Raw genomic sequence first — 14,852 nt, 5'->3', positions numbered from 1 at the left:
CAAGACTGGATTTCACGATCGCGCTTTACCGCTTCGAAACCCGCGAGACGGACCATGGCCTGCCGCCCCGCTCGGTTTATAAGGCAGTGTCTCGTCCAGCGAAGTGATCCGGAACCAGATGTTGAACCGCCCCCTGCGCATCGGCACCCGCGGCTCTCCGATGGCGCTCGCGCAGACCGGCATGGTGCGGGACCAAATCGTCGCCGCCAATCCGGGCCTGGAGACCGAGTTGGTGGTCGTGACCACCGTGGCCGACAAGATCCTGGACCGGCCGCTCTCCGAGATCGGCGGCAAAGGGTTGTTCACCAAGGAACTCGAGCAGGCGCTGTTCGCCGGCGAGGTCGACGTCGCCGTGCACTCGATGAAGGACGTGGAGACCTGGCTTCCCGACGGGCTCACCATCGCCTGCATCCTCGAACGTGACGATCCGCGGGACGCATTCCTGTCGCCGCATGCGGATGGTCTGGCGGGGCTGCCGGCGGGCGCGCGGATCGGGACCTCGTCGCTGCGCCGCGGCGCGCAGGTTCTGATGCGGCGGCCCGATCTCCGGGTCGTGCCGCTGCGGGGCAACGCCAACACCCGGATGCGCAAGCTCGAGGCCGGGGAATGCGACGCGACGCTGCTCGCCCTGGCGGGCCTCCAGCGCCTCGGGCTGGAAGACATGGCCCGCAGCGTCCTGTCGGTCGAGGAGATGCTGCCGGCGGTGGCACAGGGGGCACTGGGCATCGAGTGCCGTACGGACGACGCGGTCATCCGCGACCTCCTGGCGCCCATCGCCTGCGCCCGGACCACCATCGCCGTGTCGGCCGAGCGATCGCTGCTCGCGGAACTCGATGGATCCTGCCGGACGCCGATCGCCGCCCTGGCGCAGATCGACGGGGATGTCCTGCGGATCGACGGCTTGCTGTTCCTGCCCGACGGCAGCCGCCACTGGTCCGCGTCCCGACAGGGGCCCGTGACGGATGCGGAGCGGATCGGCCAGGAGGCGGGAGCCGCCCTCAAGGCGGCTGCCGGCGACACCTATACCCGTCACCTGCAGTAGAAGACGGGCCGCAGGACCCACGCTCCCGATCGCCTTCACGCAGGCCGGTGCGGATGGCGGCCGGCCGCCGCCCTGTGGCGGGGAGCGTGACGTGCTGGAGGGCGAATCTGGGGGCCTGACGTCGCCCGTCGCTGACAGAGCCGGGATCCGCCGACGGGCGCTCTCAGCGCCTGGCCAGTCGGCCGGGACCCGTGCGGTGCGGATCGCCTCAGTCCGGCTCGCGATCGCGATCACGCCGGATGCTGCGGCGGACCACGATGAGCTGCCAAATCCCCACCCCGAAAGCCAGGGCGAAGACGAGGCCGATATCGAAAGCCGCGAACAGCCCGTCGCTCACCGATGTCCTCCAGGCCGCAGGTCAGGACGGCGCCGAGCGGCCGAACGTCTCGCGCTCGCGCATCCGCTCGATCAGATCGAGGACGTGCACGACCCGGCCGCCGACATCCCACCACGGCCGCAGCGCCGGGCGCCGACGCGTCGGCACGAGCGGTTCGCGCGCGACGGCCTCGATCAGGAAGGCGGCTTCCGGCAGTGAAGGCCCGCCGAGGCTGGCCGCGACCGCGGGCGTGCGGGCTGCGCGGGCGATCAGAACCAGCTTCCGTGCCGTTCCGACCCGGGCGCGGCGCTGGACCGAATCGTAGTCGTGCGCCGCCACCACGCGGCCGATCTCGGAATAGATCAATCCGGCCGCCCGGATCGACGACCGGCAGCCGCGCGGCAGCGCTGCGATTCCGGCCTCCGCGCGGGTATAAAGGACGTCCGCTTCGGCGAGGAGGCGGGCCACCACCTTGGCCAGCGCCGGGCTCGGCCGCGGATCTGCGAGGAATGCCTCCGGATCGAGCCCAGCCGCATCCATCCAGTCCAGCGGCAAGTAGAGACGGCCCATCCGGGCATCCTCGCCGACGTCGCGGGCGATGTTGGTGAATTGCATCGCGGCGCCGAGGTCGCAGGCGCGGGCCAGGGCGTCCGGTTCGCGGGTGCCCATGATCAGCGCCATCATGGCGCCGACGGAGCCGGCGACACGGGCGGCGTAGGCATGGAGCGCCCCCAGATCGGCGTAGCGCCGGCCTTCGGCGTCCCAGGCAAAGCCTTCGATCAGGGCACGCGGCAGGGCCTCCGGGATCGCGTATGTGGCGACGATCTCCGAGAAGGCCCGGTCGGCGGGAGCGTCGGCGGGTCGCCCGGCATAGGCACGGCCGATGCGTGCCTCGAGGCGGGCCACGGCGTCGCGTCGTCCGGCCGGATCGGTCGCGTCGTCGACGAGGTCGTCCGAGAGTCGGCAGAAGGCGTAGAGGCCGTAGGCCGCCTCGCGGACTTCGGCCGGCAGCAATTGGCCGGCGGCGAAGAAGCTCTTCGAACCGGCCCGGATCGCGACCCGGCAGGCGGTGCGGTCGGCCGCGGCGGCGAATTCAGGCGGTAACGCGGGCATCGGGGACCACGCTGTCGAGAATACGGGCAGAGGAGAGCACGCCGGGCAGGCCCGCACCCGGGTGTGTGCCGGCGCCGACCAGGTAAAGGTTGCGGACGGTGTTCGACCGATTGTGCGGCCTGAACCACGCCGATTGGGTCAGCACCGGCTCCAGACCGAAGCCCGAGCCCCGGTAGCTCAGGAAATCGTCCTGAAAATCCAGAGGGGTCGTCACCTTGGACGTGACGATGGACTCCGACAGGCCGGGCATCACACTCGCCTCCAGCATGGCGGCGATCCGGCGCCGGTACGGTTCGGCAAGCGCCTGCCAATCCTGGCCACCCGCGAGATTCGGCACCGGGGCCAGGACGTAGAAGGCGTCGCATCCCGGGGGGGCGAGGCTCGGGTCGGTGGCGGTCGGCCGGTGCAGGTAGAGGCTCGCGTCCTCGGCCAAGACCTTCCGGTCGAAGATGTCGGCCAGCAGGTCGCGGTACCGCGGTCCGAGCAGGATCGTATGATGATCTACCCCCGGATACTGCCGATTGGTGCCGAAATACCAGACGAAGAGCCCCATCGACGAGCGGGCCCGCCGAAACCGGGTGCGGCTCCAGCGCTGCGCTTCCGGCAGCAGACTCGCATGCGTCACGGCCGAGTCGGCGTTGGAGACCACGAGGTCGGCGCCGATCACCTCGCCGCTGGTCAGTACGACACCCGTGGCAGCGCCCTCCTCCACCTGGATGCGCGCGACGTCGACGCCGAGGCGGAGGCGGCCGCCCTGTGTCCGGATCAGACGCACCAAGCCATCGACCAGCTGCCCGGTCCCGCCCATGGCGAAGTGGACGCCCCAACGCCGCTCGAGATCGGCGATCAGGCAGTAGATGGCGCTGGCTCGGAACGGGTTGCCGCCGATCAGCAGCGGGTGAAAGCTGAACACCGTGCGCAGCCGCTCGTCGCGGATGAACCGCGCCACCACCTCGTAAACGGAACGGTGTCCGGACAGGCGCAACAGGTCGGGTGCGATCTTGAGCATCGATCCGACACTGCCGAAAGGCACATGACCGAGCTGCTCGAAGCCGATCCGGCAAACGGCCCGGCTGTGAGCCATGAAGCGCTCGTAGCCCGCGACGTCGTCCGGTGCGAAGCGCGCGACCTCGGCGCGCATGCGATCCACGTCGCCGCTGTAGGCGAAGGATGTCCCGTCGGCGAAGCGGATCCGGTAGAACGGATCCATCGGTACCAGCGTCACATCGTCCGCGAGCTGGCGGCCGGCGAGCTGCCAGAGTTCCTCGAAAAGCTGCGGGGCCGTGACGATCGTCGGACCGGCATCGAAGGTGAAGCCGTCCTGCCGATGGACCCGGGCACGGCCCCCGGCCTGGGCCAGGCGTTCGAGGACGGTGACGCGGTAGCCCCGCGCACCCAAACGGATCGCGGCGGCGAGACCCCCGAAGCCTGAGCCGACGACGACGGCGTGCGGACGCCCATCGATCGAATGCGCAACCCTGTGGTCGACCGCGAGTGTCAGCATTGGTTGACACTACTGCGGCCTTTCACCGACGCGCAAGGTCGAAGTGCCGTCCGCCTTGCCGGGTCCCAGTCGTTCAGAACTCGCCGGCCAGTCCGGCGCGGACGCCGACGGCGTTGTCGCCGCCATAGGCCATGCCGGCCGTGACCGCGATCGGGACGCAGCAGGTCGGCAAGCGGTGCGCCACCGCAAGGCCGCCGGCCCACTCGCCTCGATAGGTTGCGCCATTCGTCGCCCAGGTGGTCTTGCCCGGCGCGGACGGCATCGGCGCGGTCGCCATCGCGATGGCCATCGCCACGCCCTGCCGGGCCTCCTTGCGGGTCTGGATGGCGTAGCGCTGCACGGAATCGGTCTTGGCCTCCAGCGCGTTGACCTGTCCCTGGACCGAATCGATTCGGTTGCCGAGACCTGCGATCGTCGACGGCCCGTAGGCCGAGGCCGCAAGGTTGCCGCTGGCATCGGTGGTCACGAAGGCCGTCGCTCCGCTCTGAGCGGCAGCGCTCGCCTGAGATGCGACGCCGGCCAGCCGGTAGGTGTTGGCGGAATTGCCGATCGCCACTTGGTTGGCCTGCGTGGTCTTCACGTTGGCGCCGATGGCGATCGTGTTGGCTTGGTTGGCGGCAGCCCCGTTGCCGAGCGCGACGCTGTTGTTTCCGGCGGCCGAAGCGGCCGCGCCGATGGCGGTGGAACCTGTCCCGGTCGCGCCGGCGACGAACCCGAGCGCGGTGCTCCCGGCCCCCGACGCCGCAGACGCCGTACCGATGGCCGTTCCGCCGAGCCCCTGAGCGCTCGCCGCAAAGCCGAGGGCGACGCTGCCGGTATTCGCCGCGCTCGCGCCGGTGCCCACGGCGGTCGATGCCGAACCGGCCGCACTTGAACCGGCGCCCACCGCGAGGGCGTCGGCGCCGACAGCGATCGGGGCGGCCAAGCCGCTGGTGTTGTTGGCGGCGACGCCGGTGATGCTGGACAGCTGTGAGAGTCTCAGGTCGGTGATTACGGTCTGGCCCTGGGACTGCGTGGTGCTCCCTGTGACGATGTAGAGACCCTGATTGGAGCTGGCGGCTGCTCCGCTTCCCGCTGTTCCGCCGGTCCCGCCGCCGGTCACACTTCCGCCGGTTCCGCCGGTGGTTCCAGTTCCGCCAGTTCCGGTTCCGCTCGCCGTCCCGAGGTTGAGACCGGTGCCGAGCAGTCCGTCGCCGGGGCCAGTCGTGCCGACGACCAGACCGGTTCCGAGGACGCCTCCGCTCGTGGTCCCGACGTTGAGGCCGGTCCCGAGGATGCCGGTCCCGGGAGCGGTGGTGCCGAGCGTCACACCGGTGCCGAGAATGCTACTCGTGGTTGTGTCCAGGGTGCCGCGAAGAAGCTGCGCCTGGACCGGTGTCGTCTGCGCCGTGCAGATCAGGAGGCCGGCGGTGAGCGGGATGGTCGGCGTGATCCACCAGCGGGGGACGGCGAGCCAGGCAGCCCGGGCGTGAGCCGGCACGAGGGTCGAGGGACGCATCTGGAACTCCATTGCTGCGCAGCGGGACGGGGTTCCGAACCGGCCATGCAACTCAGCAATCAGCGAGCGGGAACAGAATGCATCTTCTAGTGGAATGATTAACGCTAACTTTCGGTTGTATTGCTATCGGAAGTGCCCGCACAGATAGGTGTTCTCTCGGCGGCCGAGGGGGCACCGGCAGCCGCCTCAGAAAACGCGTGTTTGCGCGGCGATATCCCGACGGAAAGGGGCTATAGGGGCTTGGAAATCCGAGCTTTCGGCAGGGAACGGACGCGTGATGGACGGTCGAGGTCAGACCATTTTCGTGGCGGGCCATCGGGGCATGGTGGGCTCGGCGATCGTGCGTCGGCTGCGTGAGCTGGGCCACGAGCGCATCCTCACGGCCGACCGCCAGAGTCTCGACCTTCTCGATCAGGCGGCGGTCCGTCGCTTCTTCGCCGACAACCGCATCGATCAGGTCTACCTTGCGGCCGCCAAGGTCGGCGGCATCCACGCCAACAACACCTATCCCGCCGAATTCATCCACGAGAACCTGCTGATCCAGTCGAACCTGATCGACGCCGCGCACACGCACGATGTCGACCGGCTGCTGTTCCTCGGCTCGTCGTGCATCTACCCGAAGCTGGCCCCGCAGCCGATGCGCGAGGACGCGCTCCTGACCGGGCTTCTGGAGCCGACCAACGAGCCCTACGCGATCGCCAAGATCGCCGGGATCAAGATGTGCGAGAGCTACAACCGCCAATACGGGCGGCGCTACCGCAGCGTCATGCCGACGAACCTGTACGGGCCGAACGACAACTTTCATCCCGAGAACGCCCACGTCCTGCCGGCGCTGATGCGCCGCCTGCACGAGGCGAAGGTCGAAGGCCGCCCGTCGGTCACGGTCTGGGGCACCGGCCGGGCGATGCGCGAGTTCCTGCACGTTGACGACATGGCCCGCGCCAGCGTCTTCGTGATGGAGATGGACGACGGGGTCTACGCGGCCAACACGCGGCCGGACCTGTCGCACATCAATGTCGGCACCGGCGAGGATTGCACCATCCGGGAGTTGGCCGAGGCGCTGGCCCAGGTAATCGGCTACGCAGGCCGGCTCGACTTCGACGCCACCAAGCCCGACGGGACGCCGCGCAAGCTGATGGACGTGTCGCGCCTCAGGGCCATGGGCTGGCGGCCGGAGATCGGCCTGGAGGACGGGCTGCGCCAGACCTATGGATGGTTCCTCGAGAACCACGCCTCGATTCGGAGCTGAACGGCCGCGCCGGCGCGGCCGCCTCATCCTTTCACTCCATCGCCACCGACCATCCGCTCGGGGAGGAGACGGTTCATGGCCCATCGGCCACCCGACGACAGCGCCGATGCGCGACGCCGGAAGTTCCTGCAGAGCTTCCAGAACTTCGACGCGAACAGCCGGTTTCCCGCGCCATATGTCCAGTTCGCCGGCAAGCCGCTGACGGTCGCGGGCGGCCAGGACTGGCGCTACGACGCCCTCGGGTATCGCAACGACGCGCATGCGGATACGCGGCCCTCATCCGAGACGCTGCGGGTCTTCGTCGTCGGCGACAGCACCCTGATCGACGGACAGGTCTTCGCCGATACCGTGCCGGGGCGGCTGGAGACCGGGCTGAAGCAGGCCCATGGGGCGGGGGCGCGCGTCTACAATTTCGGCGCCGTCTCGGCCTGCCTGAATCAGATGATCGCCCTGGTCACGACGCGGCTGATGGATCTTCAGCCCGACGTCATCCTGATCGTCGGCGGAGCGACCGACATCTTTCAGCCCTGGAGCTTCGATCCGCGGGCCGGCGTTCCATACAATCACTTCGCCAATGAAAGTCTCTACGATTACTTCTTCGACCCGAGGAAGAGCGCAGAGGACACGGTAGCACTGTCCTATGACGGCTTGCAGGCGATGATCTTCAACCGTCTCGAGAATCTGCGGGCGCTGACGAACTGGCAGTCCGAGATCTGGGAATGGGAGGTCGTGCGGCAGTTCGAGCTGGCGCTCAGGCGGCTCGCGCGGCTCGCTCCCGGCATCGGTGCCCCGGTTCGGTTCCTCCTGCAGCCCACGATCGTCCGCAAGGGCGCGCCCGTCGGCACGGAGGCGGGCACGGCCTCCGACGCGTTCCTGGCCTATCTCGACCGCCAGTATGCACGTTTCGAGGGTGTTCTCGGCCGGCTGGATACGCGGGATTCAGCCTTTGCGGCCCGGGACCTCAGCCGCCTGTTCGAAGGCGACGCCCGAAACCTTTTCACGGACATCGTTCACGTGACCTCAGAGGGCCGCCAGATGATGGCGGACCGCCTCCAGGCGGAGGTGGCCGAGACCCTCGGGACCGCGACGCCGGCCTGAGCCGTGCGCGAACCGATCGTCTTCATCGGGGATTCGATCACCGAATTGTGGGGCTTCCACCGGGCGGGCACCTTCGAGGCCTACAACCTGATCCCCCGCGGCGGGTCCGGTCAGACGGCCCGCTGGATCACCATGCGGTTTCGGCGCGACCTCGAGGAAACGCGAGCCCGGGGCGTGCATCTTCTGTGCGGTGTGAACGATATCGGCCGCAACGAGGGCTTCTTCGTCCCGGCCGACGAGATCGCCCGAACGCTCGCCGGCATGCTCGACGAGGCCCGCGCCATGGGCGTGAAGGCCTGGATCGGCTCGATCATGCCCGCCGCCAGCATCCCCTGGAATCCGGAGGTGCGCGACGCGTCGGCGATGATCGCGGCGGTCAATGCATGGTTGCGAGACCATGCGCACGAGCACGGCGCGACATTCATCGACTACCATGCGGTGCTGGCGACCGAGACAGGCGGACTCCGGCCCGAATACGGCACCGACGGGCTTCATCTGAGCCCGGCCGGCTACGCCGCCATCGAGCCGCTGATGCTCGCCGCGCTCGGGCGCATCCCGCCGCCGACGCCCGGAGGGGTGGGGCGGGGCGCAGCCAAGGTCCGCCGACGGTGGATCGGTCTTGCGGTGGCGGCGGCAGCGCTCCTCGGTGCTGCCGCCGTTCTGGTTCTCGGCGCCCGCTGATCAGAGCCGGCGCACCGCCCCGTGGGCCGCGCTGGTCGTCAGCATGGCATAGGCACGCAGTGCCGTACTCACCTTGCGCTTGCGCGGGGTCGCCGGCTGCCAGCCCGCCGCGTCCTGCGCGATCCGCCGCCGATCCAGCTCCGCCTGATCCACGTCCAGATGAATGCGCCGGTTCGGAATATCGATGGCGATCCGATCGCCGTCGCGCACGAGGCCGATCAGGCCGCCCTCGGCGGCCTCCGGCGAGACGTGGCCGATGGACAGGCCCGAGGAGCCGCCGGAGAACCGCCCGTCGGTGACGAGGGCGCAGGCCTTTCCGAGCCCCTTCGATTTCAGGTAGCTCGTCGGATAAAGCATCTCCTGCATGCCGGGGCCGCCGCGTGGCCCCTCGTAGCGGATCAGCACCACCTCGCCGGCCGTGACCTTGCCGTTGAGGATGCCGTCGACGGCCGCATCCTGGCTCTCGAACACCCGCGCCGTCCCGGTGAAGGTCAGGATCGAGGCATCGACGCCTGCGGTCTTCACGATGCAGCCCTGCTCGGCGAGGTTGCCGTAGAGGACCGCGAGCCCGCCATCCTGCGAATAGGCGTGTGCGGCATCGCGGATGACACCGCCTTCCCGGTCGAGATCGAGTTCGTCGAAGCGTGATTCCTGGCTGAAGGCCACCTGGGTCGGCACGCCGCCCGGGGCCGCCCGGTAGAAGGTCTGGACCGACGCGCTCGGCGCGGCGCGCACGTCCCAGCGGGCAAGGGCGTTGCCCAGCGTGCCGGCCGAGACGTTGCCGACTTCGGTGTCGATCAGACCGGCCCGGTCGAGCTCGCCGAGGATCCCCATGATGCCGCCGGCCCGGTGCACGTCCTCCATATGGACGTTGGCCACCGCAGGGGCGACCTTGCACAGCACCGGCACCCGCCGGGACAGCCGGTCGATATCGGCCATGGTGAAGGGCACCTCGCCCTCGTGCGCCGCCGCCAGCAGGTGGAGGACCGTGTTGGTCGAGCCGCCCATGGCGATGTCGAGGGTCATGGCGTTCTCGAACGCCTTGAAGCTCGCCACGGCACGCGGCAGCACGCCCGCGTCGTCCTGCTCGTAGTGGCGGCGGGCGAGATCGACGATGAGGTGACCGGCCTCCACGAACAGGCGCTTGCGGTCGGCATGGGTGGCGAGCACCGAGCCGTTGCCCGGCAGCGCCAGGCCCAGCGCCTCGGTGAGGCAGTTCATGGAATTCGCCGTGAACATGCCCGAACACGATCCGCAGGTCGGGCAGGCCGAGCGCTCGATCACCGCGACATCCTCGTCGGAGATGCGGTCGTCGGCTGCGGCGATCATCGCGTCGACGAGATCGACCTTCCTGGCGATGCCCGGCAGCTGGACCTTGCCGGCCTCCATCGGGCCGCCCGAGACGAACACCGTCGGAATGTTGAGGCGTAAGCTGGCCATCAGCATGCCGGGTGTGATCTTGTCGCAGTTCGAGATGCACACCATCGCGTCGGCGCAATGCGCGTTGACCATGTACTCGACGGAATCGGCGATCAGCTCCCGGGACGGCAGCGAGTACAGCATCCCGTCATGGCCCATGGCGATGCCGTCATCCACCGCGATGGTGTTGAACTCCTTGGCGACGCCGCCGGCGGCCTCGATCTCGCGGGCGACCAGCTGGCCGAGATCCTTGAGGTGGACATGGCCGGGCACGAACTGGGTGAACGAGTTCACCACGGCGATGATCGGCTTGCCGAAATCGGCATCCTTCATGCCGGTGGCGCGCCAGAGGCCGCGGGCGCCGGCCATGTTGCGGCCGTGGGTGGTGGTGCGGGAACGATAGGCGGGCATCGAGAGCTTCGACTGGTTCAAAGGTGAAAGGCTTCTGCGCCGGTGCTCGCGCCTCTGCAAGCGTCGCGGAAGGGGCCGCCCCCGTGGCATGCTCCTGGCAGATGGCAGGAGGGAGGGACGATATCGTGATGACACAGGTGGAATCGCTCCGGCGGGCCATCGCGCAGGGCCAGGGTCGCACGGAGGCCGACCTCGTCCTGAAGGGCGGCCGTTTCCTCGACCTCGTCACCGGGGCGCTTGTCGCCTCCGATATTGCGATCTGCCGCGACCGCATCGTCGGCACCTTCGGCCACTATCGCGGCACGCGGGAGATCGACATCTCCGGCAAGGTCGTTGTGCCGGGCTTCATCGACACGCATTTCCACGTCGAATCCTCGCTGATGCCCCCGCAGGAATTCGAGCGCTGCGTTCTCCCCCACGGCGTCACCACGGGGATCTGCGACCCGCACGAGATGGCCAACGTTCTCGGAACGGACGCCTTCCGATGGTTCCTCGCTTCGTCCGAAACGCTGGCGATGGACCTGCGCGTGCAGCTCTCGTCCTGCGTCCCGGCCACCGACCATCTGGAAACCTCGGGGGCGCGGATCGACGCGCAGGACCTGCTGTCCTTCGTCGGCCACCCGAAGGTCATCGGGCTCGCCGAATTCATGAACTTCCCCGGCGTGCTGGCGGCCGATCCCGGCGTGCTCGACAAGCTCGCCGCCTTCCAGGGCCGGCATATCGACGGTCACGCCCCGCTCCTGCGCGGCCTCGGACTGAACGCCTACATCGCGGCCGGCATCCGCACCGAACACGAGGCCACCACGCCGGAAGAAGCCCTGGAGAAACTGTCCAAGGGGATGACGGTGCTGATCCGAGAGGGCTCGGTCTGCAAGGATCTGCACGCGCTCGCGCCGATCCTGACCGAGCGGACGGCGCCGTTCCTGGCCTTCTGCACCGATGACCGGAACCCCCTCGACATCGCCGAGGAGGGGCATCTCGACTTCGTCATCCGGACCGCCATCGCCCTCGGCGTCCCACCCCTCGCCGCCTACCGTGCGGCCTCGTGGTCGGCGGCCCGGGCGTTCGGGCTTCACGACCGGGGGCTCGTCGCCCCCGGCCAGCGCGCCGATCTCGTGGTGCTTGACGATCTCGACACCTGCGCCGTGTCCCAGGTTCTCAGTGCCGGACGCCCGGTGAACGAGGCGCTGTTCGCCACGCGACCCGCCGTGGAGCCGATCGGCCGCGGCAGCGTGCGGGCGCGGCGGGTCAGCGCCGCGGATTTCGCCGCGCCGGGCTCCGGGCCTTCGACGCCGGTGATCGGGGTGATCCCGGGCCAGATCATCACCCTGCGTCATGACCTCGCCCTGCCCTATTCCGGCGGGGAGCGCCGGATCGACCTGGACCAGGACGTCATCAAGGTCGCGGTGGTCGAACGGCACGGCCGCGCCGCGCCGGGGGTGCGCGGCATCGGGGTCGCGTTCGTGAAAGGCTTCGGCCTGAAGCGGGGGGCCATCGCCTCGTCGGTCGGGCATGACAGTCACAACATCACGGTCGTCGGGGCGGATGATTCCGACATGGCCGTGGCCGTGAACCGTCTGGGCGAGATCGAGGGCGGCTTCGTCGTGGTCGAGGGTGGCGAGGTGCGCGCCGAGATCGCGCTGCCCGTCGCCGGCCTGATGAGCTTGATGCCGTTCGACGACATCCGCCGGTCGCTCGTGACTCTGCGGTCGGCCGCCAGAGGCCTCGGTGTCGTGCTGCCGGAGCCGTTTCTGCAGGTGGCGTTCCTGCCGCTCCCGGTCATCCCCCATCTCAAGATCACCGACCGGGGCCTTGTGGATGTCGACCGTTTCGCCCTGATCGACCCTTGATTTCGATTGTGCGCAATTTAAATGGGGCTGTGCGAAGGCCCGCCGGCGCCTACATGCCGACTTTCTTCCTCCAACCGGAGATCGCTATGTCCGTAGATGTGAAGTATCGCACCACCGCCACCGCCACCGGTGGCCGCGACGGCGCCGCCCGCACGGCCGACGGCAGCTTCGAGGTCAAGCTGTCGACGCCGAAGGAGCTCGGTGGCGCGGGTGGCCCGGGCGCGAACCCGGAGCAGCTCTTCGCCTCCGGCTACTCGGCCTGCTTCCTCGGCGCCATGAAGGCCGTGGCCCCGTCGCTGCAGCTCAAGGTCCCGGCCGATACCAGCGTCACGGCTGACGTCGGCATCGGTCCGCGCTCCGAAGGCGGTTTCGGCATCACCGCCGATCTCACGATCAGCCTGCCGGGCCTCGACCGCGCGGACGCGCAGAAGCTTGTGGACGCCGCTCACCAGGTCTGCCCGTACTCCAACGCGACCCGCGGCAATGTCAACGTCGGTCTGAAGCTGGCCTAAGACGGTGTCCGGCGGGTTTCGCGTCTGCGAGGCCCGCCGTCGCACCACCCGCGGGCTCGATCCGCGGGTCGATGCCGTGCCGTCGTGGCGCCGCGACGCGTACGCTGATGGCGCCGGCCCGCAATCCGTGCCGGACGAGGCCGCCCTCTGACTGACCTCGCGCGCCGGATCTCACACGTCGGCGCGGGCCCGCATGCAGACCTTCCCTGCTGCATCGAGGGTCACACCCTCGAACCCGGACCCGCGGGTTCGGCCGCAGACGCGAAAGGTCTGGTTGGCCGTCATCGGCGAGACGCCGCGATAGATGAACGTCCGCGGCACGTGTCCCAGGAGCGTGGCTGCGAGGTTCATCAGCAGCGTGGCCTGCATCGGGCCGTGGACGACGAGATCGGCATAACCCTCCACCTGCGTCGCGTAGGGCTGATCGTAGTGGAAGCGGTGGCCGTTGAAGGTCATCGCCGAATAGCGGAACAGCAGCGTCGGCGTCGCGGGCACTGCCCAGATTGCCGCGTAGTCATCGGGATCGTCGCGTTCGGGCGCGGCATCGGTTCCGGTCTGCGCCCCGGCCGCCTCGCGATAGACGATGTCCTGCCGTTCACGGATCGCGACGCCCCGTCCCGTGGCGACGGCGTGCTCGACGGTGACGAAGCACAGGCTTCCGCTTCGCCCGTCCTTGAAGGCGACGTCCCGTACCGTCTCGGTGCGGGTGACCGCGTCTCCCGCGCGCAGATCCGAAAGGGTCTCGATCTGTCCGCCCGCCCACATCCGCCGGGGCAGCGGCACGGGCGGGAGGAACCCGCCCTTCGCGACGTGGCCGTCCGGCCCGAGGGCGTCGGCGGCCGGCGTCTCCGGGGCGAGACACCAGTGCAGCGCCGGCCACGCGATGCCGTCGGCGACCGGGGCGAGATGCGGCCCGAGGGTCGCGCGGAACTCGGCTATCAGGCGTGGGGTGACGAGGTCGGAGGCCTCGCGCGTCCGGCCGATCCAGGCGGCGAAATCGGTCATGTCAGTACGAACGCGGCAGGCCGAGCACATGCTCGGACAGGTAGGCGAGGATCAGGTTCGTGGAGATCGGCGCCACCTGGTAGAGGCGGGTCTCGCGGAACTTCCGCTCGATGTCGTATTCCTCGGCGAAGCCGAAGCCGCCATGGGTCTGGATGCAGGCGTTGGCGGCCTCGAACGAGGCGTCGGCCGCGAGCATCTTGGCCATGTTGGCCTCGGCTCCCGGATTCGCGCCGCCCTCGTAGAGGGCCAGCGCCTCCCGGACCATCAGCTCGGCCGCGCGCATGTTGGCGTAGGCCTTGGCGATCGGGAACTGCACGCCCTGATTGGCACCGATCGGACGGCCGAAGACCGAGCGCTCGCCGGCATAGATTCGTGCCTTCTCGATGAACCACTTGGCGTCGCCGATGCATTCGGCGGCGATCAGGATCCGCTCGGCGTTCATGCCCGACAGGATGTAGCGGAATCCCTTGCCCTCCGCGCCGATGAGATTCTGGGCCGGCACCCGGAGGTTGTCGAAGAACACCTCCGTGGTGGCATGGTTCATCATCGTGCGGATCGGCCGGATGGTGAGGCCGTTGCCCCTGGCCTCCCGCATGTCGACGAGGAGCACCGACAGGCCGTCGGTGCGTTTCATGCCCTCGGTCCTGGGCGACGTGCGCGCCAGAAGCAGCATCAGGTCCGAATGTTCGGCACGGCTGGTCCAGATCTTCTGGCCGTTGACGACGTAGTGGTCGCCCTCCAGGCGCGCCGTGGTCTTGAGGCTGCCGGTGTCGGTGCCGGAGGTGGGCTCGGTTACGCCGAAGGCCTGGAGCCGCAGGCGTCCTTCCGCGAGGGCCGGGAGATATTCGGCCTTCTGCGCCGCGGAGCCGTGCCGGAGGAGCGTGCCCATCGTGTACATCTGCGCGTGGCATGCGCCCCCGTTGCAGCCGGCCCGCTGGACCTCCTCCAGGATCGCGGCCGCGGCCGAGAGCGGCAGGCCGGAGCCGCCATACGCCTCGGGGATCAGAACAGACAGGTAGCCGCTCTCGGTGAGCGCGTTCACGAACGCGGTCGGGTAGGCCATCTCCCGGTCGAGGGCCCGCCAGTACGGGCCCGGGAAGCCGGCGCAGAGCTTGGCGACCGCCTCGCGGATCTCGGTATAGGCTTCCATCGAC

The 14,852-nt window shown here is 69.1% G+C and carries 13 protein-coding genes; 6 read left to right on the top strand and 7 right to left on the bottom strand.

Annotated features, from left to right (window positions below):
* Window positions 1-118 precede the first annotated feature (118 nt).
* Window positions 119-1,042: a hydroxymethylbilane synthase gene (hemC, locus tag ABC766_RS26110; protein ID WP_053610721.1), complete on the top strand. Its 924-nt coding sequence runs from the start codon at window positions 119-121 to the stop codon at window positions 1,040-1,042.
* A gap of 208 nt (window positions 1,043-1,250) precedes the next feature.
* Here hemC and ABC766_RS26105 read toward each other — a convergent pair whose 3' ends face one another.
* From ABC766_RS26105 to ABC766_RS26090, 4 genes are all read right to left on the bottom strand, one after another.
* Window positions 1,251-1,379: a hypothetical protein gene (locus ABC766_RS26105; RefSeq protein WP_257791596.1), complete on the bottom strand. Its 129-nt coding sequence runs from the start codon at window positions 1,377-1,379 to the stop codon at window positions 1,251-1,253.
* Between the two features lie 21 nt (window positions 1,380-1,400).
* Window positions 1,401-2,471: a phytoene/squalene synthase family protein gene (locus tag ABC766_RS26100; RefSeq protein ID WP_345819823.1), complete on the bottom strand. Its 1,071-nt coding sequence runs from the start codon at window positions 2,469-2,471 to the stop codon at window positions 1,401-1,403.
* Entirely contained in the window at window positions 2,452-3,975 is a 1,524-nt protein-coding gene (locus ABC766_RS26095; RefSeq protein WP_345819822.1) for a phytoene desaturase, read from the bottom strand. The genes ABC766_RS26100 and ABC766_RS26095 overlap by 20 nt, the downstream gene beginning before the upstream one ends.
* 73 nt (window positions 3,976-4,048) lie before the next feature.
* Window positions 4,049-5,473 carry a hypothetical protein gene (locus ABC766_RS26090; RefSeq protein WP_345819821.1) on the bottom strand — a complete coding sequence of 475 codons (1,425 nt, stop codon included), beginning with the start codon at window positions 5,471-5,473 and terminating at the stop codon, window positions 4,049-4,051.
* Window positions 5,474-5,750: 277 nt separating this feature from the next.
* Between ABC766_RS26090 and fcl the strand changes: the two genes are divergently transcribed.
* From fcl to ABC766_RS26075, 3 genes are all read left to right on the top strand, one after another.
* Window positions 5,751-6,722: a GDP-L-fucose synthase gene (gene fcl, locus ABC766_RS26085; RefSeq protein ID WP_043357622.1), complete on the top strand. Its 972-nt coding sequence runs from the start codon at window positions 5,751-5,753 to the stop codon at window positions 6,720-6,722.
* 75 nt (window positions 6,723-6,797) lie between these two features.
* Window positions 6,798-7,820: an SGNH/GDSL hydrolase family protein gene (locus ABC766_RS26080; RefSeq protein ID WP_274927119.1), complete on the top strand. Its 1,023-nt coding sequence runs from the start codon at window positions 6,798-6,800 to the stop codon at window positions 7,818-7,820.
* Window positions 7,821-7,823: 3 nt separating this feature from the next.
* Window positions 7,824-8,501, top strand: a complete 678-nt coding sequence (locus ABC766_RS26075; protein ID WP_345819820.1) for a GDSL-type esterase/lipase family protein — start codon at window positions 7,824-7,826, stop codon at window positions 8,499-8,501.
* Here ABC766_RS26075 and ilvD read toward each other — a convergent pair whose 3' ends face one another.
* Window positions 8,502-10,331, bottom strand: coding sequence for a dihydroxy-acid dehydratase (gene ilvD, locus ABC766_RS26070; protein WP_043357638.1), 1,830 nt, complete (start codon window positions 10,329-10,331; stop codon window positions 8,502-8,504).
* A gap of 128 nt (window positions 10,332-10,459) precedes the next feature.
* Here ilvD and ade point away from each other — a divergent pair, with 128 nt between their 5' ends.
* Window positions 10,460-12,181 (top strand): adenine deaminase, encoded by a 1,722-nt coding sequence (gene ade, locus ABC766_RS26065; RefSeq protein ID WP_345819819.1) that lies wholly within the window; start codon window positions 10,460-10,462, stop codon window positions 12,179-12,181.
* An 86-nt stretch (window positions 12,182-12,267) separates the two neighbouring features.
* The gene (locus ABC766_RS26060; RefSeq protein WP_043357630.1) at window positions 12,268-12,693 is read left to right on the top strand and encodes an organic hydroperoxide resistance protein; all 426 of its coding nucleotides are present in this window, start codon (window positions 12,268-12,270) and stop codon (window positions 12,691-12,693) included.
* A 171-nt stretch (window positions 12,694-12,864) separates the two neighbouring features.
* On the opposite strand, the gene ABC766_RS26055 is transcribed toward ABC766_RS26060, so the two are convergent.
* Both ABC766_RS26055 and ABC766_RS26050 read right to left on the bottom strand, forming a co-directional pair.
* The gene (locus ABC766_RS26055; RefSeq protein ID WP_345819818.1) at window positions 12,865-13,698 is read right to left on the bottom strand and encodes an FAS1-like dehydratase domain-containing protein; all 834 of its coding nucleotides are present in this window, start codon (window positions 13,696-13,698) and stop codon (window positions 12,865-12,867) included.
* 1 nt (window position 13,699) lies between these two features.
* Window positions 13,700-14,848 carry an acyl-CoA dehydrogenase family protein gene (locus tag ABC766_RS26050; protein WP_345819817.1) on the bottom strand — a complete coding sequence of 383 codons (1,149 nt, stop codon included), beginning with the start codon at window positions 14,846-14,848 and terminating at the stop codon, window positions 13,700-13,702.
* Between the last annotated feature and the right edge of the window lie 4 nt (window positions 14,849-14,852).

The organism is Methylobacterium fujisawaense (assembly GCF_039619325.1).
GTDB lineage: Bacteria > Pseudomonadota > Alphaproteobacteria > Rhizobiales > Beijerinckiaceae > Methylobacterium > Methylobacterium fujisawaense.
Note: the sequence above shows the minus strand (reverse complement) of the source record. Positions and strands in the feature narration are given on the sequence as shown.

Coding starts and splice junctions, on each gene's coding strand:
- hemC (WP_053610721.1), top strand. CDS start 119: ATGTTGAACCGCCCCCTGCGCATCGGCACCCGCGGCTCTCCGATGGCG.
- ABC766_RS26100 (WP_345819823.1), bottom strand. CDS start 2,471: ATGCCCGCGTTACCGCCTGAATTCGCCGCCGCGGCCGACCGCACCGCC.
- ABC766_RS26095 (WP_345819822.1), bottom strand. CDS start 3,975: ATGCTGACACTCGCGGTCGACCACAGGGTTGCGCATTCGATCGATGGG.
- ABC766_RS26090 (WP_345819821.1), bottom strand. CDS start 5,473: ATGCGTCCCTCGACCCTCGTGCCGGCTCACGCCCGGGCTGCCTGGCTC.
- fcl (WP_043357622.1), top strand. CDS start 5,751: ATGGACGGTCGAGGTCAGACCATTTTCGTGGCGGGCCATCGGGGCATG.
- ABC766_RS26080 (WP_274927119.1), top strand. CDS start 6,798: ATGGCCCATCGGCCACCCGACGACAGCGCCGATGCGCGACGCCGGAAG.
- ilvD (WP_043357638.1), bottom strand. CDS start 10,331: ATGCCCGCCTATCGTTCCCGCACCACCACCCACGGCCGCAACATGGCC.
- ade (WP_345819819.1), top strand. CDS start 10,460: ATGACACAGGTGGAATCGCTCCGGCGGGCCATCGCGCAGGGCCAGGGT.
- ABC766_RS26060 (WP_043357630.1), top strand. CDS start 12,268: ATGTCCGTAGATGTGAAGTATCGCACCACCGCCACCGCCACCGGTGGC.
- ABC766_RS26055 (WP_345819818.1), bottom strand. CDS start 13,698: ATGACCGATTTCGCCGCCTGGATCGGCCGGACGCGCGAGGCCTCCGAC.
- ABC766_RS26050 (WP_345819817.1), bottom strand. CDS start 14,848: ATGGAAGCCTATACCGAGATCCGCGAGGCGGTCGCCAAGCTCTGCGCC.